The sequence below is a fragment of the Streptomyces longispororuber genome, assembly GCF_024448165.1.
GTDB classification, from domain to species: domain Bacteria; phylum Actinomycetota; class Actinomycetes; order Streptomycetales; family Streptomycetaceae; genus Streptomyces; species Streptomyces longispororuber_A.
Genome location: NZ_JAMOLN010000184.1, coordinates 1 through 20,839, shown reverse-complemented (window position 1 = coordinate 20,839; position 20,839 = coordinate 1). Strand labels below are relative to the sequence as shown.

22 protein-coding genes are annotated in these 20,839 nt (G+C 73.1%); 6 read left to right on the top strand and 16 right to left on the bottom strand.

What is annotated here, in order from left to right; genetic code table 11:
• A partial coding sequence (locus tag M4J07_RS36855) for an ATP-binding protein (protein ID WP_255979477.1) occupies window positions 1-2,448 on the top strand: 2,448 nt, incomplete at its 5' end.
• A gap of 33 nt (window positions 2,449-2,481) precedes the next feature.
• Here M4J07_RS36855 and M4J07_RS36850 read toward each other — a convergent pair.
• On the bottom strand, window positions 2,482-2,844 hold the full coding sequence (locus M4J07_RS36850; RefSeq protein ID WP_255979475.1) for a hypothetical protein: 363 nt from the start codon (window positions 2,842-2,844) through the stop codon (window positions 2,482-2,484).
• Between the two features lie 94 nt (window positions 2,845-2,938).
• Here M4J07_RS36850 and M4J07_RS36845 point away from each other — a divergent pair, with 94 nt between their 5' ends.
• From M4J07_RS36845 to M4J07_RS36835, 3 genes are all read left to right on the top strand, one after another.
• A complete protein-coding gene (locus tag M4J07_RS36845; protein WP_255979473.1) occupies window positions 2,939-3,340 on the top strand; it encodes a hypothetical protein in 402 nt (133 codons plus the stop codon).
• A gap of 50 nt (window positions 3,341-3,390) precedes the next feature.
• A complete protein-coding gene (gene secD / locus M4J07_RS36840) occupies window positions 3,391-5,730 on the top strand; it encodes a protein translocase subunit SecD (protein WP_255979471.1) in 2,340 nt (779 codons plus the stop codon).
• A 176-nt stretch (window positions 5,731-5,906) separates the two neighbouring features.
• Window positions 5,907-6,731: an endonuclease/exonuclease/phosphatase family protein gene (locus M4J07_RS36835; protein ID WP_255979479.1), complete on the top strand. Its 825-nt coding sequence runs from the start codon at window positions 5,907-5,909 to the stop codon at window positions 6,729-6,731.
• A 54-nt stretch (window positions 6,732-6,785) separates the two neighbouring features.
• Here the strand turns inward: M4J07_RS36835 and M4J07_RS36830 are convergent, their stop codons facing one another.
• The 11 genes from M4J07_RS36830 to M4J07_RS36780 form a co-directional block, all read right to left on the bottom strand.
• Window positions 6,786-6,959, bottom strand: a complete 174-nt coding sequence (locus M4J07_RS36830; protein ID WP_255979469.1) for a hypothetical protein — start codon at window positions 6,957-6,959, stop codon at window positions 6,786-6,788.
• A 72-nt stretch (window positions 6,960-7,031) separates the two neighbouring features.
• The gene (locus tag M4J07_RS36825) at window positions 7,032-7,385 is read right to left on the bottom strand and encodes a hypothetical protein (protein ID WP_255979467.1); all 354 of its coding nucleotides are present in this window, start codon (window positions 7,383-7,385) and stop codon (window positions 7,032-7,034) included.
• Between the two features lie 201 nt (window positions 7,386-7,586).
• Window positions 7,587-8,117, bottom strand: coding sequence for a MarR family winged helix-turn-helix transcriptional regulator (locus tag M4J07_RS36820; protein ID WP_255979465.1), 531 nt, complete (start codon window positions 8,115-8,117; stop codon window positions 7,587-7,589).
• Window positions 8,118-8,181: 64 nt separating this feature from the next.
• Entirely contained in the window at window positions 8,182-8,592 is a 411-nt protein-coding gene (locus tag M4J07_RS36815; protein WP_255979463.1) for a hypothetical protein, read from the bottom strand.
• Between the two features lie 105 nt (window positions 8,593-8,697).
• Complete coding sequence (locus M4J07_RS36810; protein ID WP_255979461.1) at window positions 8,698-9,060, bottom strand: hypothetical protein; 363 nt, start codon at window positions 9,058-9,060, stop codon at window positions 8,698-8,700.
• Entirely contained in the window at window positions 9,057-9,641 is a 585-nt protein-coding gene (locus M4J07_RS36805; protein WP_255979458.1) for an RNA polymerase sigma factor, read from the bottom strand. Before M4J07_RS36805 ends, M4J07_RS36810 begins: the two co-directional genes overlap by 4 nt.
• A 221-nt stretch (window positions 9,642-9,862) precedes the next feature.
• On the bottom strand, window positions 9,863-10,384 hold the full coding sequence (locus M4J07_RS36800; protein WP_255979456.1) for a cupin domain-containing protein: 522 nt from the start codon (window positions 10,382-10,384) through the stop codon (window positions 9,863-9,865).
• A 168-nt stretch (window positions 10,385-10,552) separates the two neighbouring features.
• Window positions 10,553-11,608: a maleylacetate reductase gene (locus M4J07_RS36795; RefSeq protein ID WP_255979454.1), complete on the bottom strand. Its 1,056-nt coding sequence runs from the start codon at window positions 11,606-11,608 to the stop codon at window positions 10,553-10,555.
• A gap of 47 nt (window positions 11,609-11,655) precedes the next feature.
• On the bottom strand, window positions 11,656-12,558 hold the full coding sequence (locus tag M4J07_RS36790; protein ID WP_255979452.1) for a dioxygenase family protein: 903 nt from the start codon (window positions 12,556-12,558) through the stop codon (window positions 11,656-11,658).
• Between the two features lie 64 nt (window positions 12,559-12,622).
• The gene (locus M4J07_RS36785) at window positions 12,623-13,285 is read right to left on the bottom strand and encodes a response regulator (protein ID WP_255979450.1); all 663 of its coding nucleotides are present in this window, start codon (window positions 13,283-13,285) and stop codon (window positions 12,623-12,625) included.
• Entirely contained in the window at window positions 13,282-14,409 is a 1,128-nt protein-coding gene (locus M4J07_RS36780; RefSeq protein WP_255979448.1) for a sensor histidine kinase, read from the bottom strand. Before M4J07_RS36780 ends, M4J07_RS36785 begins: the two co-directional genes overlap by 4 nt.
• Before the next feature lie 237 nt (window positions 14,410-14,646).
• Between M4J07_RS36780 and M4J07_RS36775 the strand changes: the two genes are divergently transcribed.
• Window positions 14,647-15,030, top strand: coding sequence for a DUF6223 family protein (locus M4J07_RS36775; protein WP_255979446.1), 384 nt, complete (start codon window positions 14,647-14,649; stop codon window positions 15,028-15,030).
• A 13-nt stretch (window positions 15,031-15,043) separates the two neighbouring features.
• On the opposite strand, the gene M4J07_RS36770 is transcribed toward M4J07_RS36775, so the two are convergent.
• Complete coding sequence (locus M4J07_RS36770; protein ID WP_255979444.1) at window positions 15,044-16,264, bottom strand: PP2C family protein-serine/threonine phosphatase; 1,221 nt, start codon at window positions 16,262-16,264, stop codon at window positions 15,044-15,046.
• Between the two features lie 98 nt (window positions 16,265-16,362).
• Window positions 16,363-16,569 carry a hypothetical protein gene (locus tag M4J07_RS36765; RefSeq protein ID WP_255979442.1) on the bottom strand — a complete coding sequence of 69 codons (207 nt, stop codon included), beginning with the start codon at window positions 16,567-16,569 and terminating at the stop codon, window positions 16,363-16,365.
• Between the two features lie 581 nt (window positions 16,570-17,150).
• On the opposite strand from M4J07_RS36765, the gene M4J07_RS36760 reads away from it, so the two are divergent.
• Window positions 17,151-17,966 carry an SAM-dependent methyltransferase gene (locus M4J07_RS36760; RefSeq protein WP_255979440.1) on the top strand — a complete coding sequence of 272 codons (816 nt, stop codon included), beginning with the start codon at window positions 17,151-17,153 and terminating at the stop codon, window positions 17,964-17,966.
• Between the two features lie 15 nt (window positions 17,967-17,981).
• On the opposite strand, the gene M4J07_RS36755 is transcribed toward M4J07_RS36760, so the two are convergent.
• Both M4J07_RS36755 and M4J07_RS36750 read right to left on the bottom strand, forming a co-directional pair.
• Window positions 17,982-20,225 (bottom strand): penicillin acylase family protein, encoded by a 2,244-nt coding sequence (locus tag M4J07_RS36755; RefSeq protein WP_255979438.1) that lies wholly within the window; start codon window positions 20,223-20,225, stop codon window positions 17,982-17,984.
• Window positions 20,226-20,366: 141 nt separating this feature from the next.
• On the bottom strand, window positions 20,367-20,839 hold a 473-nt coding region (locus M4J07_RS36750; protein ID WP_255979436.1), incomplete at its 5' end, for an SRPBCC family protein.

Genomic DNA, 20,839 nt, shown 5'->3' with positions numbered 1-20,839 from the left:
GCCGCACCGGGGTTCACCGGCCGGGCCGACGAACTCGCCCATCTGCACGCGATGGTGCCGCTGGGTCCGGGCCGGGCGTCGGCGAGCGCCGTGGTGATCTCCGCCATCGGCGGCGCGGCCGGCATAGGCAAGACCGCGCTCGCCGTCCACTGGGCGCATCAGGTCCGTGAGCGCTTCCCGGACGGCCAGCTGTACGTGAACCTGCACGGGTTCGACCACGAGCGGCCGCCGCTGGCCGCCGGCGAGGCCCTGGAGATGCTGCTGCGCAGTCTCGGGGTGGAGGCGTCGCAGATCCCCGCCGACGAGGAGGCCCAGGCACGCGCGTACCGGACGCTGGTCGCCGACCGGCGGTTGCTCGTCCTGCTGGACAACGCCGCGTCGGCGGAGCAGGTCCGTCCCTTGCTGCCGGGCAGTGCGTCCTGCTGTGTCGTCGTGACCAGCCGCAACCGGCTGGGTGATCTGGTGGTCCGCGACGGGGCGCAGGCCCTGGCTCTCGGCACCCTGTTCCCCGACGAGGCCCGGGCACTGCTCGCCGAGGCGCTCGGCGCGGAACGACTGGCCGATCAGCCGGTCGCGGCGGACCGGTTGATCGGGCTCTGCGGCGGCCTGCCGCTCGCCCTGCGGGTGGCCGCCGCCCGGCTCGCCGGCGATCCGGGTCTCGGCATCGCCGATCTCGTCGACGAGATGTCCGAGGGCAGTCGTCTGGAGGCGCTGGAGCTGGACGGTCCCACGGACTCGCCGCTGCGGCTGGCCTTCTCCGTCTCGTACCGGGTGCTGCCTCAGGACGCGCGGCGGCTGTTCCGGCTGCTCGGCCTGTTCCCCGGGCCCGAGTTCACCGCGCAGGTCGCCGCCGCGCTGCTCGCCGTACCGCAGGCCCGGGCCAGACGACTGCTCGGGACGCTCGCCGCCGCCCATCTGATCGATCCCGCGGCGGCGGGCCGCTACCGGTTCCACGACCTGCTGCGAGAGTACGCGCGGGAGTGCGCACGCGCCGAGGAGACGGCGCAGGACCGGAACACCGCGCTGGAGCGCGTCCTCATCTGGTACGTGCACGCCACCCGCGCCGCCGCGGGCACCTGGTTCCACCCGGTACTGCCCGACTCCCTGGGGCCCGCCGACCAGCCGGGCCTGCCGTCGGCCGCCGACGCCGCGCACTGGCTGGAGGTGGAGCGCGCCAATCTGCTCGCCGTGATCGGCCACGCGGGCCTGCACGGTCCCCACTCGGTCGCCGTGCACCTGATCTCGTCCTCGCTGGGCCACTTCTGGCTCCATCTGCCGCGGGCGACCTGGAACGCGCTCACCCGGACCGCGCTGGACGCCGCCGTCGCCGAGGGCGACGCCCAGGGACAGGCCGTGCTCCACAGCCACCTCGGCATCATCGAGTGGGACCTGGGCCGGCCCCGGGAGGCGGCGGAGCACTGCAAGCGGGTCCTGGAGATCGGCCGGGAGATCGGCTGGCCGGAGGCGGAGGCCGCGGCGCACGGCGTCAGCGGCTTCGTGGACTGGAGCACCGCCCGTCTTGAGCGCGCGCACGAGTGCCTCACCAGGGGCGTCGGGATCACCGACGCCATCGGGAACCGCTACTTCGAGGCGTTCGGACTGCTCGGGCTCGGGATGGCCGCCCGGGACCTGGGCAGGCTGCCGGAGGCCGCACGCCACCTGGAGCGGGTCATCAGCCGCAACACGCACGTGAGTTGGTGGGACGACAGTCTGGCGCTGCAGATCCTGGGCTGGGTGTACTGGGAGCTCGGCCGCTTCACCGACGGCCTGACCGTCCTCGGCCCCAAGGTGACCGTCGACGACCGGGGCGGGTACCGCAACGGCCGGGCGATGATGCTCGACGCCGCCGCGCGGATCCACGTCGACCTCGGCCGGCACGACGAGGCGCTGGCGCTGACGGACCGGGCCTTCGGGATGGTCAGGGACCCGGGCCGGCCCTGGATCCGCTCGGGGATCCTCAACACCGTCGCATCCGCCCACCGCAGCCGGTCCCGGTTCGACGCGTCCCTCCGGGCCGACACCGAGGCCCTCGACCTGGCCCGCCGGGCGAGGTTCCGCCGCGCCGAGGCCGACAGCCTCATGGGGCTCGCCCGCACGCGGCACTGCCTGGGCCACCACCAGGAGTCCCGCGAGGCGGCCGAGGAAGCCCTGGCCCTGGCCCGTACGCACGGCTTCCGCGTGGTGGAGGGCCAGGCCCTCACCGTCCTCGGCTCCGTGGCCTGCGCCGGATCGGCGTACGCCACGGCGGTCTCGCTCGGCGAGGCAGCACTCACGACCCACCGCGAGACCGGCCACCGGCTGGGCGAGGCCCGCGCCCTGACCGTACTCGCCCGGGCCCGCCGGACGTCCGACGGCGACACCGCCGACCGGCTCCGGCAGCAGGCGTCGCTCATCTACCGCGACGTCGGGGTACCGGCGGCGGTGTACGAGGACCGGGAACTGGACTAGGGCTGTCGGGCGACGCAGGTCGCAGGCACGGGATCACGGCGTGGTCCAGGGGTCCGGCCGCCCCAGCACCTCGGCGAGCGGGACACCGGTCCGGGCCGCCGCGACGCGCCGGGCCCGCAACTGCGCCCGGGTGCGCGGACGGAACGAGCGGTCCCTGCCGCAGCCGCAGGCGTCGCGGCCCTCGTAGCGCAGTCCGGCGTTCAGCACCGCCGCCACGACGGTCCAGGCGCTGGTGTCCCGGCGCCGCGGGGCGGCGAAGTCACGTCCGGCGCACAGCATCGGCTCCGCGCAACGAGGGCACCGGTGTCCGCCGGGGCCCGGGTGCCGCTTGAACGCGACCCGGCAGCGCACGCACGCGTAGTGCGGCTTGTAGGTCTTCTCGGCGTAACGGCACATTCGGTGAGCCTACTTGGGACCCCGGGTGAGCGGGCCCCTTAGCCTGGTGCCAGACAGTCCGCGCACGTCCGTACGAGAAGGCAGGGAGGCAGTCGTGCCGCAGCGCCCCGCGCCCGCGTCCTCGCGGGTCGTCGTGCTGGCCGCCGCGGCGCTGCTGTCCCTGTTCACGTTCTTCGTGCCGGCGGCGACGCAGGACGTGCGGGGCCCGCTGCCGGAGGGCCCTGCCCCGACCGCCGCGTGGGGTGGGCATCCGGCCGCGTACGCCGTCCTCACCGCGCACGCCGGACGCGTGGCGCACCCCGAGGCGGCGCCGCAGCCGCACACCGGACCGCCGGTCGCCGCCCTCGCGCACGCGCGCGTGCCGGTGCACCCGCGCGTCGGTCCCGGCTCGGCGGCCACGTCCGGCGGGCAGTGCGGCCGGGTCCGGACGGGAACGGTCGCGCCGCGTGCGCCGCCGCACGGCCCGCGCAGCGAAGCCACCGTCATCAGCGCCTGACGTCACCCACGGCCGGGCGCTGCCCCTTCGTCCTGCCGTGGAGCAGTCACATGTCCCCCAAGCAGTCCCGCATGCCCTTGTGGCGTGCGCTGATCGCCCTCGTGGTGATCGCCGTCTCCCTCGCCATCGCCCTCACCCGGTCCGCGACCCTGGGGCTCGATCTGCGGGGCGGCACCCAGATCGTCCTGGAGACCCAGGACTCCCCCGACACCGGAACCGCGGCGGACGCCGCGTCCACCGACCGCGCCCTGGAGGTGCTGCGCCAGCGCGTCGACGCGCTGGGCGTGTCCGATCCGAGCCTGTCCCGCTCCGGCGACCGGCGCATCATCGTCGAGTTGCCCGGGGTCCAGGACCCGCGCGAGGCGGCCGATGTGATCGGCCGCACCGCGCAGTTGACCATGCATCCCGTCACCGGCGTCACCGACGAGAAGCCGCGGGACGGCTCGCGCGCCCTCGCCGACCCGGACGCCGCCGGCACCTATCTGCGGCTCGGCGAGGCCGCCCTCGGCGGGGACGGCGTGAAGGACGCGAACGCCGTCCTCGACCAGGAGGGCATGGCCGGCTGGACGGTCGGGCTGGCCTTCCGCAAGGACGCGGCCGGCGACTGGGCCCGGCTCACCGGCGCCGCGGCCTGCGCCGCACAGGGCGCGCCCGAGCGGCGCGTGGCCATCGTTCTCGACGGCAAGATCATCTCGGCGCCGGGAATGAACCCGGACGTGCCGTGCCCGACCGGGATCACCGGCGGCGACACCCGGATCACCGGCGGGTTCTCGCAGGAGGAGGCCCGCGATCTGGCGGCGCTGGTGAAGGGCGGCGCGCTGCCGGTGCCGGTCGACGTGGTGGAGCAGCGCACGGTCGGCCCGACGCTGGGCGCCGACGCGATCGAGGCGTCGGCGCAGGCCGCTCTCATCGGTCTCGCGCTGACAGCCCTGTTCGTCGTCGCGGTGTACCGGCTGCTCGGCGCCCTCGCGACGGTCGCGCTCGCGCTGTACGGGCTCATCTCGTACGCGGCGCTGGTCGCGCTCGGTGCCACGCTGACGCTGCCGGGTCTCGCCGGGTTCGTGCTGGCCGTCGGGATGGCGGTCGACGCGAACGTGCTGGTCTTCGAACGGGCCCGGGAGGAGTATCTGGGCACGCGGTCCACGGCGCTGGACAAGCCCGTCGCGCGCGGCTTCGGCAAGGCGTGGAGCGCGGTGATCGACTCGAACGTCACCACCCTGCTGGCGGCCGGACTGCTGTTCTTCTGCGCCACCGGCCCGGTGAAGGGGTTCGGGGTGACGCTGTCCATCGGCGTCGTCGCGTCGATGGTGTCGGCCCTGGTCGTCACCCGGGTGCTCGCCGACTTCGCGGTACGGCGCCGCTTCGTGCGCGCCCGCCCGCGGTGGACCGGCATCACGTCCACCGGGCGGGTGCGGTCCTGGCTGGCGCGGCGTGATCCGCAGTTGGTGCGGCACCGGCGGCGCTGGCTCGGCGCGAGCGCCCTCCTGGTGGTCGTGGCCGTCGCCGGGATCGTCGTGCGCGGGCTCGACTTCGGCGTCGAGTTCACCGGCGGGCGCATGGTGGAGTACAGCACCAGCAGGACCGTGGACGTGGACACCGCCCGGGAGGCCGTGTCCGACGCCGGGTTCCCGCGGGCCGTCGTCCAGGAGTCCGGCGACGGCGGCATCTCCGTGCGCACCGGAGAGCTCAGCGACGACGAACAGCACACCGTCAAGGAGGCGCTGGCCGGGCCGGGCGGTGAGGTGACCGTCGAGCGCGACGAGATGATCGGTCCGAGCCTGGGCGACGAGTTGCGGGTGAAGGCGCTCGTGGCGCTCGGCATCGCCGTGCTGGCCCAGCTCGCGTACCTCAGCGTGCGGTTCCGGTGGACGTTCGCGGCGGCCGCCGTCAGCGCCATGGTGCACGACGTGCTGATCGTGGTCGGGCTGTTCGCCTGGCTCGGCCGGCCCGTCGACAGCGTGTTCCTGGCGGCGCTGCTCACGGTCATCGGGTACTCGGTCAACGACACCGTCGTCGTCTTCGACCGGGTGCGCGAGGCGCGTCGGCGTGATCCCCGGACGGAGCTGGAGCGGACCGCCAACAAGGCGGTGATCCAGACGCTGCCGCGGACGGTGAACACCGGGATGGGCGCCCTGTTCATCCTCGCGGCGCTCGCCGTCCTGGGCGGCGACTCGCTCGCCGACTTCTCGCTCGCGCTCATCGCGGGCGTGGTGATCGGCATGGCGTCCACGGTGTTCACGGCCGTGCCGATGGCCGTGACGCTGGAACGGCGCAGCCCGGCCGGCGGACCGCGCCGGCGCGGCGGTGGCGGACCGGGCCGAACTACCGGTGCGCGCAGTCCCCTTGAGGCGCGTCGGGCCCGGCGGGAGGACACCGGCGCCGTCGTGTAGGCGACGCCGTTCGGAAGGGGCCCGGCCGGGTGACCGGCCAGGCCCCTGGCCGGAACTTCCCTCACCTGGGCAGGAGTTCGGCCCTGCTCGCGGACCCGTCCTCTACCCTCGTGCCCAGGACGCCGAGTGATGCCCTGCGCATCGGTTGTGAGGAGGGGACCGTGCCCGGAAGAGGCATGCGCTGGCTCGCCGGTGCCATGGCCGCGGCCTGCCTGGTGCTCATCGGCCCGAGCGCACCGAGCGGCGCCCTCGTCCCGAAGCCGCTGCCGGCCGGCGCCGCCGAGGACATCGTGCCGAACCGGGTCATGACGTGGAACATCTGCAACCCCTGCGGCCGCGGCGGCTACGACGTCGGCCGGGCGGCGGACATCGCGACGTACGCACCGCAGGTCGTCGGCCTGCAGGAAGCGTGCGTGCGGGACGTGGAGAAGATCAGGGACCATCTGGAGAACCTGTACGGGTTGGTCTACCACGTCGCGTACGGCTCGGTCCTGCGGAACTGGGGGCGGTGCGGCGGGTTGCCGTGGAGTCCCGGCGGCTTCGGCCAGGCGATCCTCTCGGCGGCCCCGATGACCGGCCGTACGGTCGTGGAGTACCCCGACGGCGGCTCGGAGGACCGCGGGTACGTGGCGGTCACCACCACGGTGGCGGGCAGGTCCGTCCGCGTCTTCAACACGCACCTCGCCCAGCGGCGCCAGGAGACGGTCAGGGCCGGGCAGGTCCGGGTGCTCGCCGCGGCGGTGGCCCGGCACGATCGCGCGATCGTCCTCGGCGACTTCAACGCCGTGCCCGACTCCGCGGAACTCGGCCCGATGTGGGCGCGGGCCACGGACACCGATCCCGGGTGCCGTCCGGCGCTCGGCGTTGCCTGCGAGCCGACCACCGACTGGCACCTCAAGTTCGACTACGTCTTCCTGCGGGGCATCGTCCCGCTCGCGCACCGGGTGCGCTCCAGCCGGTACTCGGACCATCACATCCTCCGCACCGACCTGCGGTACTGACCGGCCTGGCCGCCGCCTCGGCGACGGCCGGGCCGGACCTCTCCGTACGGCGGCTCAGGGCAGCGTGCCGGGCCGGGCCGGTTGGGCCTCGTACGGGGCGCCGAGCAGCCGCACCGCCTGGTGCTGCATGAACTCGGCGGCGACCTGGGCCTCGGCGACGACGTCGCCGAACTCGCGGACCAGGTCGTCGTAGATCGGGTGCGGAACGTTCTCGGTAGGGCTGCGCATCACAGTCGGTCCTTCAGCCGTAGTAGGTCTTCCGTGGCCCTTTCTGGCCCTCGGCAAGAACCCGCAGGGAATTCATGCCCGGTTCAGCCGGGAAGCGATTCCGTGACCGATCAGCAAATACAGAACCGCAGGAAGTCCATAATTGAGGACGACGCGTAGACCTTCTGTGTCCATCGTGAAGATGTCCTGGGACCACCCGGCCAGCCAGTCCGCCGTTCCGTGCACGAAATCGACGAACACGTTCGCCTGGTTCGCGTCGAGCAGGTACAGCAGGACCCACAGAACCAGCAGACCGGCGGCGGTGTCCGCGATCGTGCAGACGGTCAGCGCCAGGCGCCGCCCGTTGTCGGGACGGCGCGCCGGGCGCTCCGGCGCGGGCGGCTGCTGGTACGTGGAGTATCCGGAAACCGGGTCTGGATTGCTCACGAGAAATTCCGATCTGATGAGTTGCCATGCCGGCACGAACGCCCCGGGACAGAAATGCAGCCCTGGGCGTCTGCCGACTCCTCTCCCCCTCTGCGCCTCGACTGTCGGAATGCGTTACACCCCGCCCGCAACACGTGAAATATGGCCGCCTATTCGGGCACTTACGGTGTTGTCGGCTATGGGCCGGTGGGAATGGCCCGGTCAGCCGGCCCTCGGCGGGTCGGCCCAGCCCAGCGGATGCAGGCCGGTCTCCTCGTCCGGGAGCGGGGCCGGCGGTTCCCCGCTCGCCTCGTTGAAGTCGGTGAGCGCCGCGATGAGCGCGGTCCGCTGCTGCGGGGCCAGACGCTCGACGATCGCCGCGAACTCCCGCCGCCTGCGCGCCGTGACCTCCTGGACCGTGCGGCGCCCCTCGTCGGTGAGGTCGAGCAGTGTCTCCCGCCGGTTGTCCGGGTTGACCCGCCGGTCGGCGAGACCGGCCGCGATCAGCCGGTCGACCATCCGCATCGCCGTCGAGGGTGCCACCTCCAACAGCTCGGCCAGCGTGACGAGTTTGGTCGCCCCGCGCGTGGAGAGCACCACGAGCATGCGCAGCTGGGGCAGGGTCACCCGGTCCTCGACCTCGGCGAGCGACCGCGCGGACACGGCCACCAGCACCCGTGACGCCGTCAGCACCGCGCGGGTCACCGCGTCCACGTCGTCCATCCGCATCGCTGGAGCCGCCCTCCTGGCCATGGCACCTTTGTACCCGCCGCCGCCCCGACTACGTCCGGTGAGTACGGCGAAGACGCGCGGTCGGTCAACGCCCGTGCCCGCGGGGGCACTTCTCCGGCTGCCCCGCGTGCGCCGCGCCCCAGTGCCGCCGGCAGTACGGCACGTCGCACCGGTCGCAGTACCCGGCGTTCCCCTTCAGTCCGGCCGTGTGCACCCGGTCGTAGCTGCGTGGGTAGACGAACGCCGCCCGGTAGCGCAGCACTTCGGACTCCGTGACGTTCTCCCCCAGGCCGTTGTCCTGACCGTCGCTCTCCACGATCAGCCACCAGGCGTCGGGATCCCGCCGGCCCGCGTACGTCCGGCGCGGGACGGCCGCCCAGGCGTACCAGCTCGCCGGGTGCACTCCCGGCGGCGCGAACTCCAGCCGCGCCACCTGCACCTTGCACAGCGCGCAGGCGACGTGGAGGACGAACAGCAAGGCGGGGATCTGCTTCATACCAACGCCCACGGGTCGACGGATCGGACATCGCGGCAACCAAGCCCTCTCGGCATCTTTGCACAGTGCAACGGCGGTTCGTGGGCGTTGCCGTCAGCGGACGGATCAGCGGTGGTACGGGGGGTGCGCCTCGGAGTGACCCCTGGGGTGTGCCTTGGTCAGCGTGCAGACGCCGTCCGCGCACCGGCGCTCCAGACGGCCGCGGGAGACGGTCTGGGCGAGGCCGATCAGCCAGCACGTGGGGCAGCCGCGGAAGGCGATCAGCGCCAGCGGGGCGGCCAGCAGGGCGGCCGGGCCGAGGACGGGCACCAGGCCGACCGCGCCGGCGATCAGCCCGAAGCCGACGGCGCCGCGCGCCAGGTGGCGCGCGACGGACCGGCTGGCGAAGTCCTTCCCCGTCGGCGCGGATTGCACGGCGGTCCGCGACTGTTCCGCCCGCACGGGCTCGTCGGTGTGGATCACGGTCATGGCTCTTCTCCGACCGGTCGGGCGACGGTTCGGTCCGTCGTCGTCAGTGAGTGGCGCAGCACCGCACGGGCCCGGTGCAGCCGCGATTTCATCGCGGCGTTGCTGAGTCCGAGCGAGTCGGCCACGGACTTGCCCGGCAGGCCCTGCACGTCCCGCATGATCAGGACCTGCCGCTGGTCAGGAGGCAGCGCGCACACCGCGGCCGCGATCCGCTCCACCTCCAGCCTGTGCAGCACCGCCTCCTCGGCGGACGGTGCCGCGGCTGCCTCCGGCTCGGCCGCGACGTCGCCGCCGCCGCGCGGGACGAGCCGTCTAACCTGCCGGAGGCATTCGTTGCGCACGATCCGGAACATCCACGAGGCGAGCGCGCCGGTGGCCCGCAGGGTGCCGATCTTCCGGTACAGGATGATCAGTGCCTCCTGCGCCGCGTCCTCGGCGTCCTGTGGGGAGGCGCACAGCGACAGGGCGAACCTGCGCACGTGCGGCTGCGAGCGCAGGACGACGGTGGTGAGCGAGGTGACGTCGCCGTCCTGGGCGGCCTTGATCAGCCGCTCGTCCGGCCACGGGACGCGTGGGTTCATGCGGTGCTCATCTCGGGAGGCTCCGTAGGCAGGGGTGGTCAGTTCCGGCTCCGGTAGCGCCGCATGAGATGCCAACTGCACGCGCCCACGAGCAGTACTCCGACCACCACGAAGCCAGTGACCATCATCGGTGTTTCCTCCCGGTTCCACCGGCCCGTCCGGCCGGTACACCGATAAGAGGCGGGGAGATCCGGAAAGGATTCACCCCTGGTCCGGGTGGATCACCGCTCGTCCGGGTCGTCGAAGTCCTCCACGAAGTAGCTGTCGTGCCGGATCCGGAACTCCTTGAGTTCGTCGGCGCCGCGCCGGGACATCTCCGCGACCCGCTCGAAGTACTCCTCGCGGGGCGCGCCCGGGGAGAACAGCATCAGCATCGACATGGGTTCGTCGGTCACGTTCTTGAAGCCGTGCAGGCCGCCGACGGGCACGTAAAGGAAGTCGCCGGTGCGGCCCGTGACCCACTTCTGGCCGTCGTAGAGCTCCAGTTCGCCCGACAGGACGTAGAAGGACTCCGACATGGCGCGGTGGAAGTGCACCTTCGCTCCGGCGGACTTCGGGCCCAACTCGACCTGGTAGAGGCCGAATTCACCACCCGTCGACTCATGGGTGGCGAGGTAGTGGGTTTCGCCGCCGGGACCGGAGAGGTCGGGCGGGGAGTCGGCGGGGCGGAAGGCGGCGTTCACCTCGCCGTGGCGGCCGAGGTAGCGGGGCTGCGGGTAGTCGAGGTGCTCGGGGTAGGACACGATGCGCTCCTTGTGACGGATGAACGGGTCTGCCAGCATCCTGGCCCGTGCCGGGGCGCGAGGGATCGGTCCCGCGCCCGGTCGCGGCGTCCATCGGGACGAGGCCCGGCGACCTAGGTCCCCCGGCCGGTCGCGGTCGGACGGAATCCGTCCCTTCCCACCATGCGGTCAGACCGGCTCCGCCCCTTCCCACGCCGCGCGCAGCAGTTGGCGCACGCCGTCCGCGGTGACCGGTCGCGGGTTGTCCGCGGGAGCCGCGTCCAGGACGGCGGGCACCGCGTCGTCGACGTCGGCTTCGGTGAGGCCGTAGTCGCGCAGGGCGGTCGGCGCGTGCACCGTGCGGCGCAGCCGCCGCAGCCCGACGAGCGCCGAGTCCGCGTCGAGGGCGGCCGCGATCCTGCGCTCGGCGTCCGGCGCCGCGGGGGCGTTGAAGGCGAGGACGTGGGGCAGCACCACCGCGTGGGTCTGGGCGTGCGGCAGGCCGTAGCGGCCGCCGAGCACGTGGCAGATCTTGTGGTGCAGGCCCGATCCCGCCGACGAGAACGCCAGGGCCGACAGATACGCCCCGTAGAGCATCCGCTCACGCCCCGCCGGACCGGCGGGATCGTCGACGACGGCCGGGAGTCCGGCGGCGAGTGCGCGGATGCCCTCGGCGGCCAGGGCCTGGTCCAGCGGGTCGGTGCGCGGTGCCCACATCGAATCGACGCAGTGGGCCAGGGCGTTGAGGCCGGAGGCGACGCTCGTCCCGACCGGCAGGGTCAGGGTGAGCGTCGCGTCGTAGACGATCGCGCGCGGCAGGACGCGGGCGTCGACGCCGGTCGTCTTGCGGGCGCCGTCGGTGATCCCCCAGACGCAGGTCGCCTCCGAGCCCGCGTACGTGGTGGGGACGGCCACGATCGGCAGGCCCGCCGTCAGGGCGACGGCCTTGGCGAGGCCGGTCGTCGACCCGCCGCCGACGCAGACCAGCGCGTCCGCGCCGTGCCGGTCCGCGGCGGCCCGCGCCCGCTCGGCGGTGGCCACGGGCACGTGCATCGCCACGTCCGTGTGGTGGGCGACGACCGGTAGGTCGGCGGTCACGGTGCGCGCGACAGCGGCCGCGCTCGGTGCCGCGATCACCAACACGCGTGCACCACCGAGCCGTTCGACCTCGGCACGCACCGCGCTCCGGGCCTCACCGGCGCCGAAGCGGACGCGTTGGGGAAGGGTTTCGTGCTCGAACCGCATGGGCTGACTCTCCTGGCTCTCCTCGGGCGTGCGGCAGTACGTGGGGCTCACGCGTGCCGGAGCACGAGGTCGAAGCGGACCCTGGTCCAGCTCCGGTCGGCCAGTCGGCGGCCGTTCGGGGTCGGGGTGCCGGGCGGCTGCCGGTCGAACTTCTTCACCAGCGAGTCCTTGACCCCGAACACCGCGTCCTGGACGAGGAGTCGGTCGCCCTCGACGAAGATGTGCGTGATGACGGTGCGCAGCCCGGCGGCCGTCGCCTTGACGTGCAGGTGGGAGGCGCGCAGCGGGGAGCGTCCGGTCCGGGCCAGGAGGGCGCCGACCGGTCCGTCGTGCGGGACCGGGTACGGGGTCGGTGTCAGACCCCAGAAGGCGTAGTGGCCCCGGTCGTCGGTGAACAGGTGGGCGCGGGCCGCCGTCCGGTCGGGCCCGTACTGCACGTCGTAGAGGCCGTCCTCGTCGGCTTCCCAGACGTCGAGTCGCGCTCCCGGCACGGGGTTTCCCGAGGTGTCGGTGACCGTGCCCTCGACCCAGCAGGGCTCGCCGGGCGCCCCGCCCGCCAGGTCGCCGCCGAGGGGGATCTCCGGGGCCCCTTCGACGAAGAAGGGGCCGACGACGGTGGCCTCGGTGGCGTCGTCCACCGCCTCGTGGTTGACGTTGATCGTCTGCATGGAGGCGCCGAGCACGTCGGACAGGAGCACGAACTCCTGGCGGCGGTCGGTGGTGCTGCGGCCCACCTCAGTGAGGAAGGCGACGGCCTGCTGCCATTCGTCCTCGGTCAGGCTCACATCACGGATGAACGCGTGCAGATGCCGGACCAGGGACCGCATCAGTTCGCGCAGGCGCGGGTCCTCGGTGTCGCGGAACGAGTCGAGAACGGCCTGGGTCAGCTCGTCCTCGACGGGTCGCTGGTGCGGCACGTCGGTTCCGGCCGGGGGTCGGGCTGCGGACATGGTGCGGCTCCTCCGGGTCCTGGCGGTGGCTTCGCTCCCATGGTGACGGTCCGCCCGGCGGCCGTCAGCGGTCTCCCGGGGTGACGAGCCCGGATTCGTAGGCCAGCACCACCAGTTGGGCGCGGTCGCGGGCGCCGAGCTTGGTCATGGCGCGGTTGACGTGGGTCTTCGCGGTCAGCGGGCTGATCACCATGTGGCCGGCGATCGCGTCGTTGGACAGTCCGTGGGCGACCAGGGCGACGGCCTCGCGCTCACGGGCCGTCAGGTCCGCAAGACCGGTGCCGGCGGCCGGGGGCCCCGGCCGGCTGATGTACCGGTCGATCAGCTTGCGGGTGACGGACGGGGCGAGCAGGGCGTCGCCGCGCGCCGCGACCCGTACGGCGTGCAGGAGGTCGTCCGGCACGATGTCCTTGACGAGGAATCCGGCCGCTCCGGCACGCAGCCCGTCGAGGACGTACTCGTCCAGGCCGTAGTTGGTCAGGATCACGACGTGGACGCCGGCCAGGGCCGGGTCGGCGGCGATTCTGCGGGTGCACTCGATCCCGTCGACGCGGGGCATCTGGATGTCGACGAGCGCGACGTCGGGCAGGTGCTCCCTGATCAGGTCGAGCCCTTCGGCGCCGTCGCCGGCCTCGGCCACCACCTCGATGTCGTCCTCCAGGTCGAGGAGCGCGCGGAAGCCACTGCGGATGAGGGACTGGTCGTCGACCAGGAGGACGCGGATCACGGTGCTCCGTTCGCGGGGAGTTCGGCCTGCACGGTGAAGCCGCCGTCGTCCGCCGGTTCCGCGCGCAGGCTGCCGCCGAGGGCGGTGACGCGCTCCCGCATCCCGAGCAGCCCGAGGCCCGCTGCGGGCGGGGCGGCCGCGAGGGCCGCGCCGTCGTCGTCGACCCGGACGGTCAGGGAGTGCGGGCCGTGCACGACGCGGACCGACGCGGTGGTGGCGGCGGAGTGCCGGACGATGTTGGTGAGCGACTCCTGCACGATGCGGTAGGCGGTGCGGCCGACGGCGGCGGGCACGTCGCGCGGGGTTCCCTCGACGGTCAACGAAGCCTCCCTGCCGGTCAGTTCGAAGCGTTTCACCAGCTCGGGCAGGGCGTCGAGACCCGGCGGCGGGGTCGTGTCGTCATCGCGCAGCGCCTCCAGCGTCGCGCGCAGCTCCCGGCTCGCCTCACGGCCGGCCTGCTGGATCGCCAGCAGGGCCTCCGGGACCTGCTCGCCGCGCCGGCGGGCCACGTGGACGGCCACTTCCGCCTGCACCTTGATGACCGAGATCTGGTGGGTGAGCGAGTCGTGCAACTCGCGGGCGATGCGCAGCCGTTCCTCGTCCGCGCGGCGCAGCGCGGTCTCCTCCTTCGTGCGCTCGGCCTCCGCCGCCCGCCGTTCGGCCTGCCGCAGCGCCTCGCCCGCGGCGAACGCGGCGATCAGCCAGGCCAGTTCGAGGACGTGCCGGGCCTGGGCCAGCGCCTCGCCCGGCGGCCCGTCGCGGAAGGCGAGCGCCGTCAGTTGCAGGGCGGCCACGAGGGCCACGGAGGCGGCCACCGTCAGGACGCGGTGACCGGCCCGCACCGCGCCGTACACCGCGACCAGGTACGACACGGCCAGCACCTCGACACCGGCCGCCTGGTAGCCCACCGCGCACAGTGCGGTGACGGCCAGCACGGCCCGTGGAGCCCGGCGCCGCGCGGCCAGCGCGAGGCCGCCGGAGGCGAGCAGGGCCGAGCCGAGCCGGCCGGCGGCCGAGTCGGGCCACTGTCCGGTCAGTCCGGTGCCCAGTTGCAGCGCCGCGACCGCGAGAGCGATCGCCCAGTCCCCCGCCCCGGCCGGGACGCGGAGTCGTCCTGTGCCCATGGGCGCACCCTAGACCGGCGCCGATCGGGCGCGAGTCGCCCGCGGGGGCGAACCGGCGACTACCGCGCTCGTGGTAGTCGGCCGCTTTCTGCCACGTCGGGCGTACCGGTGTGCGGCGTCGGCGGCAGCGGAAAGTGTCTGCGCCGGCGGGACGACCGCAGGGGTGCCCGGCGGGCACGATCGATGCCACTTCGCATCACGTCACATCACCTCATGGACGGAAGAGGAGAAGGAGCCATGAACGCATCGCAGGCGATCCTGTCGGCGGCCGAGGGCGGCATCATCGGCGACGGGAGGACGGGTGCCAATCTGGCGCTGGGCGTGGCACTGCTGGGTCTGGTCGTCGGCCGGCTGGCCGTGGCGCGGGCGACCGGGCGCGTCGGCTTCGGCGACGCACGGGTGGGCGGCCTGTCGGCCGTCGGGACCGGGGCGCTCAGCGTGGCGCTGGCGGTGCTGCACCTGGCCACGTCCAGCGGCGGTCCCGGTACGGGCAACGGGATGGTCGGAGCCGTCGCGGCCGTCCCTCTGGGGCTGGTCGCCGTGGTCGTCGGGCGGCGGGCGCTGCCCCGGGTCGGCGGGGCCGGTCCCGAGGGGCGGCGGCGCGGGCCGGGGTCCGGCTGAACCGGGCCGCCGGTCAGGCCGCGAGGACGGGGTTCCGGCGCACCGCCAGGACCGTGGTGTCGTCGGTCAGGCCGTTGGCGGCGTGGCGTGCGGCGGCCGCGCGCACGTGCCGGACGAGACGGCGAGGTTCCGCCAGGGACGGGTCGCGGCGCAGTGCGGCGGCGAGGTCCTCGGCAAGGGGGTAGAAGTCGCCGTCGGCGTCGCGGGCCTCGGTCACGCCGTCGGACACCAGCAGGAGCGTCTCGTCGGCCCGGACGGGGACGAGGGTGGAGGTCGGGGCCTCGTCCGTCAGGTCGAGCATGCCCAGGGGCAGTGCGGCATCGCCCTTGAGGGGCCGGACGCCCTGCGGGCCGACGGCGAGCGGGGTGAGGTGACCGCAGTTGACGAGCTCGACGTGGGTGTCGCCGGCCGTCGCTTCGGCCGTGGGGAAGTTGATCAGCGCCGCGGTGGCGAAGCGTTCGCTCTCGTCGTTGCCGAGGGCCTGGACGTGTTCCTGGTGGCGGCGCAGCCGCTGGTCCATGCGCAGGGCCACGTCGGCGAGGTCGGCCTCGTGGAACGCGGCCTCGCGGAAGCTGCCGATGAGCGCGGAGGCGCAGGCCACGGCGTCGAGTCCCTTGCCCTGGACGTCGCCGAGGACAAGGCGGCTGCCGTGCGGCGAGGGCTGGATGTCGTAGAAGTCGCCGCCGACCTGGGCCGCGACGTCGGCGGTGGTGTAGGCGGCGGCCTGCTCCAGGCCCGCCCAGTGGGAGGGCAGGGGGCGCAGGACGGTGCGGCGGGTCGTCTCGGCGATCTCGCGGATGTGGTCCGTGCGGCGCAGGGCGCGCAGCCGGGCGCTGCACACGACTAGTGCGCCCAGGCCGCTGACCATGACCAGGATGAAGCCGGGCAGTCCGGTGAGGCCGCCGCCCGGGTAGTGGATGTCGACGGCCGCGTACACGAGCACGGTGAGCACGCTGTACACGGCGGTGGCCCGCAGGCCGCACCACAGGGCGGCCAGGCCCGGGACGAGGACGACCCAGACGATGCTGCGGAAGCTCTCGCTGGTGGCCACGTCGACCGTCGCGAAGGTCGCCAGGAGGACGGCCGGGAGAAGGGGAAGAAGTCCGCGGCGGTGCAGCGGGACGCGTTCCTCGTCGGGGGCGGGATCGGCGAGCGCGGCCGCGTCGGGGGTGCCCGGGCGCAGGGCCGTGGCCGGTGCCGTGGTGCAGAGGTGCTCCATCAGGTGCTTCACCATTCAACAAGAACATCACGGACGGGAGCCCTGGGGATCAGGCGTAGGTCCCGTCCGAGCCGGGCGGAAGTCCCGGATTCGAGCAGTGCGGGCTCCGCCGGCTACACGAGGAGCAGGACGATGGCGGTGACGAGCACGCCGAGCGCCATGACGGCGAGCAGTCCGGCGGCGGCCAGGACGAGTGCCCGCTGGTGCCCGTCGCCGCTCCGGGCCGGGGCGGGCGGCGCCGGCACCTCGCCGCGGGCGGACAGCTCGTCCCGCGGGGGGACGGTCTCGGTGGACACGGGCTGGTGGTAGGTGCTCGTCATGACGGCTCCTGACGCGGATCTGCGGACGGGCTTCTTGATGGATTCGCGGGCCGTGCGGCGGCTTCTCGGCCGCTTCGATCGGTGACCCGGGCACGGAGGGGAATTCCTGCGAAGAGGTTCCGCAATGTGTGCAAATTCACCGTACAAGAGCACTTATGGAATTCCAACGGGCATTTCACCGCATATCCACACCCAGGACTTCAGGCCTTCCCGGGCGGGACCGTCGGCCTCGTGTGGCGCACCGGCAGCCCGCCCGCCAGTGCACTGCGGCCCGCACTCCAGCCGCCGCCGGACCGCGATCCGGACCCCGTCCCGGCATTCCATCCGCTCCCGCGCCCAAGAGCCACGGCATCCTCGGTGTCCTTTTCAGGAAGAAGGTCACTCGGCCGTGAGCAGAAGACGGGGCGAACGTCCTGCGCGCCAAGGACCTCTGCGGGTTTGCGAGCGACGGCACCCTTCCGAGCCGTCGGCTCAACGCCGCGCAGAGTCAAGGGAGTTGTCCGCCGATCGACGGGTCTCCGTGCCCGGCAGCGCCTAGGGTGGGGCGAGACCATGATCGACGGACGCCACGAGAGGAACCCGTGACCAGCGACGCGCACGCCGACCGCCCCCACCAGCGGATCGACACCAGCCGGCCGCACACCGCGCGGATCTGGAACTACTGGCTCGGCGGCAAGGACAACTACCCCGTCGACGAAGCCGCGGGCGAGCAGATCCGGCAGCTCCACCCGGGCATCGTCGACTACGCCCTCGCCGACCGGGCCTTCCTCGGGCGCGCGGTCCGCCACCTGGTGCGCGACGTGGGGATACGCCAGTTCCTCGACATCGGCACCGGCCTGCCCACGGTGGACAACACCCACGAGGTCGCCCAGCGCCTCGCCCCCGACGCCAGGATCGTCTACGTCGACAACGACCCCATGGTCCTGCGGCACGCACAGGCGCTGCTCACCAGTACGCCGGAGGGCAGCACCGACTACATCGACGCCGATCTGCGCAACGTCGACCAGATCCTCGAACGCGCCGCCAGGACCCTGGACCTGAGCCGGCCCGTCGCGCTCGTCCTGCTCGGCGTCGTCATCTTCGTCGCCGACGACGAGGACCCGTACGGCATCGTGCGGCGCCTGCTCGACGCCCTGCCCGCCGGCAGCCACCTCGTGCTGTCGCACACCATCACCAGTCCGGCGATGCCGGACGTGGACGCGGCCGTCGCGTTCTGGAACGAGAACGGCACGCCCCGGCTGAACCAGCGCACGCCGGAGCAGGTCGGCCGCTTCTTCGACGGGCTCGACCTGCTGGAGCCGGGCGTGGTGTCGTGCTCGCGCTGGCGGGTCGGGGACACCGGCGCGGACGAGCCCGCCGAAGTGGCGATGTTCGGCGGCGTGGGCCGCAAGCGGTAGGCCGGAGCGGCCGGGCTACCGGCCCGGCCGGTACCTCCGCTCGACGTGGCCCTCGAGGTCGTCCGGGTGGAAGTAGACCGGCCGCAGGTCACCCGAGGCGTAGATGCCCGCCTGGTCGTCGAAGTGCGGCGAGTCGGGGTGCCCGCTGGCGCCGCCCGCCGTCACCGCCCAGGCCCGCACGCGCGGCCCGAACTCCACGACCGCCACGAAGCTGTTGCCGCTGGTGCCGTAGTAGCGCTTCGTCCCCGGGTACGCCTTCGCGCCGAAGGAGGCGAGGGAGCCCCAGCGCGAGGAGGCGAAGGGCACCGGGATGCTCGGCCGGTCGTCGCTGAACTGCTGGACGATCGCTCCGTCGTTGCGCTGGAAGCGGTTGATGTCGCCCCAGGCGACCCGCCAGTCGCCGAAGTCCCGGACGAGCCGCCCGGTCGCCGTCTCCAGCGCGGCCAGCCGCTGGGTGTCGGTGGCGCGGTCGGCGATGTAGTCCCAGACCGACAGCCTGGCGTCGGCGGCGGCCTGGGAGGTGAGCGCCCAGATGTCCTCGCCCCAGAACACCGCCACGGACGTCGCGGTCGACTTCGCTGACCACCGGTGGTCCCAGTCCCGCAGCAGGCCGACGGGACCGGCCAGCGCCTTCCTCCGCGGGTCGCCCGCGGGCAGCCGCTCCCAGGCGGCGACGAGCCCCGGCAGGAGACGGGCGAACGCGGTCAGGTACGGGTCGAAGGCGGCGTCGATGAGCGTCCGCGGGGTGAAGTCGTCCCGCGCGGTCAGGACGCGCTCCGCCTGCGGGCCGCGCGGGTTCTCGCCGACCTTGTCGAAGTAGCGCGGATAGTCGGCGGCCCTGGGGCTGTCCGCGCTGTCGGCACCGGCCGCGGTCCAGGGCCAGTTGTTGGTGTTGAACGTCCAGCCGTTCTTCGGGTTCACCACCCGCGGCATGCTGTCCAGGCCGTGCAGTCCGCGCCAGTCGGTCGCCGGATCGCTGCCGTCGACGGGCTTGAGGTAGTCGAAGCGGTCGCTCCGCACCGGCATGAACTGCGGCATCAGGAAGGCGATCTCGCCCTTCGAGTCGGCGAAGAGCGTGTTGTTCGAGCTGTTGGCCCGCAGTCCCGCCACGCGCAGGTAGTCCGCGTAGTTCCCCGTCGTGGTGCGCAGGAAGCTCTGCTTCAGCGCCTCGACGGGCTTGTTCATCAGCGCACACGTGATCCACTTGCCGTCGGCCTCGCGCACCACCGGGCCGTGGTGGGTGGCGTACGTGGTGAAGGTCCGCTCGTCCTGTCCGCCGGCCTCGGTGCGGTAGGACAGGGTGATCCGCTTCGTCGTGACGGGGCGCAGTGCGTCGCCGTAGCGGTAGGAGCGGGTGCCGTCGGGCGCCGTCACGATCGTCTCGGCGAACTCGTCGATGTTGTCGACGCCGCTGGACGTGTGCATCCAGCCCGTGTGGGCGTTGAAGCCCTGGTAGATGAAGAACTGGCCCCAGGTGGCGGCGCCGTAGACGTCGATGCCCTCGCGGCTCGTCACGTGCTGTTCCGAGCGGAAGAAGAAGCTCGTGTGCGGGTTGATCAGGAGCAGCGCGTGGCCGTCGCGGGTGTGGCTGGGCGCGACCGCGAAGCCGTTCGACCCGGTGGGCTCGCGCAGGACGAGGCCCCGCTCCTCGTCGGTCATGGGGACGTCACGGCCGGCGTAGAACGCTTCGAGCTGGGTGAGCAGCACCGACTCGATGTCGCCACCGATGCTGCCCTCCGAGAAGCTGAGCGGCATCCACGGCTCGAACCGGTCGAGGACGCGCGGCCGCACCTCGGGGTGGGTGGCGAGGTAGTAGTTGAGTCCGTCGGCCCAGGCCCGCATCAGCGTACGCAGCCACTGGGGACACTTCGCGTAGTCCTTGCGCAGGTCCGCCGGATCGAGGAAGAGCCGCTGGCGCAGGTCCTGCCAGAGGGCGCTCTCGCCCTCGGCCTCGGCGAGGCGGCCCAGGGCGACGAGGTAGTTCTGCTCGATCCGGTTGAAGTCGTCCTCCGCCTGCGCGTACATCATCCCGAACACCGCGTCGGCGTCGCTCTCGCCGACGACGTGCGGAATTCCCCAGTCGTCGCGGGTGATCGTGACCCGGGCGGCGTGCCGGCGCCAGCGGGTCTCGTCGGACGTGCCGTGCTCGGTCCCCGCGAACGCCGTCCCGGCCCGCGCGCCCGTCGCGGCGACGGCCAGTCCTGCCGCCGTGCCCAGCACGCGCCGCCGGCTCACCCGGGTCTTCGGCACCTGAGTCATGAGCTGCCCCACCTTCTTCCGTCCGGCCGACCGGACATCAACGGACCGTGCAGTTCGCGCACTTGCCTCGGGTACGTGATCACTCCCGGCACAGTCCTATCCACCACGAGCCCCACTGACAAGACCGCGCTCAGCGGCCCCTCACGACCTCAGGGCTCGCGCGGCGGACGGCGCCTCCGACGCGGCCGTCAGATCACGCAGCCACGCTTCGAGGCCCTGTCGGAGGAGCTCGGTCGCGGCCGGGACGTCGGCGTCGACCTGGGGACCGGTGTGGGTCTCCTCCGTGCGCACGAGGACGCCGCCCCTGACCGCGGTGAAGGTCCAGACGTGCACCCCGTCGATGTGCAGCCCTTCGCCGTCGGCGGGGCCGGTCCAGCGGATGCAGGAGCCGGTCCTGAGCTGCTGGACGGTGGAGGTGATGTCCAGACGCGTGGCGGGAGTCTGGGGGTTGGCGGGAACGGGCATCGTCCAGTGGAACGCGGAGCCCGTACGGAACGGGCCGTCGTCCAGGCGTTCCGCGCTGGTGACGGCGGGCTGCCAGGACGGCCAGCGGGCGATGTCGGTCTGGGTCTTCCAGACGGTGCGCGGCGACGCGTGGATCAGGGTCTCGGTGC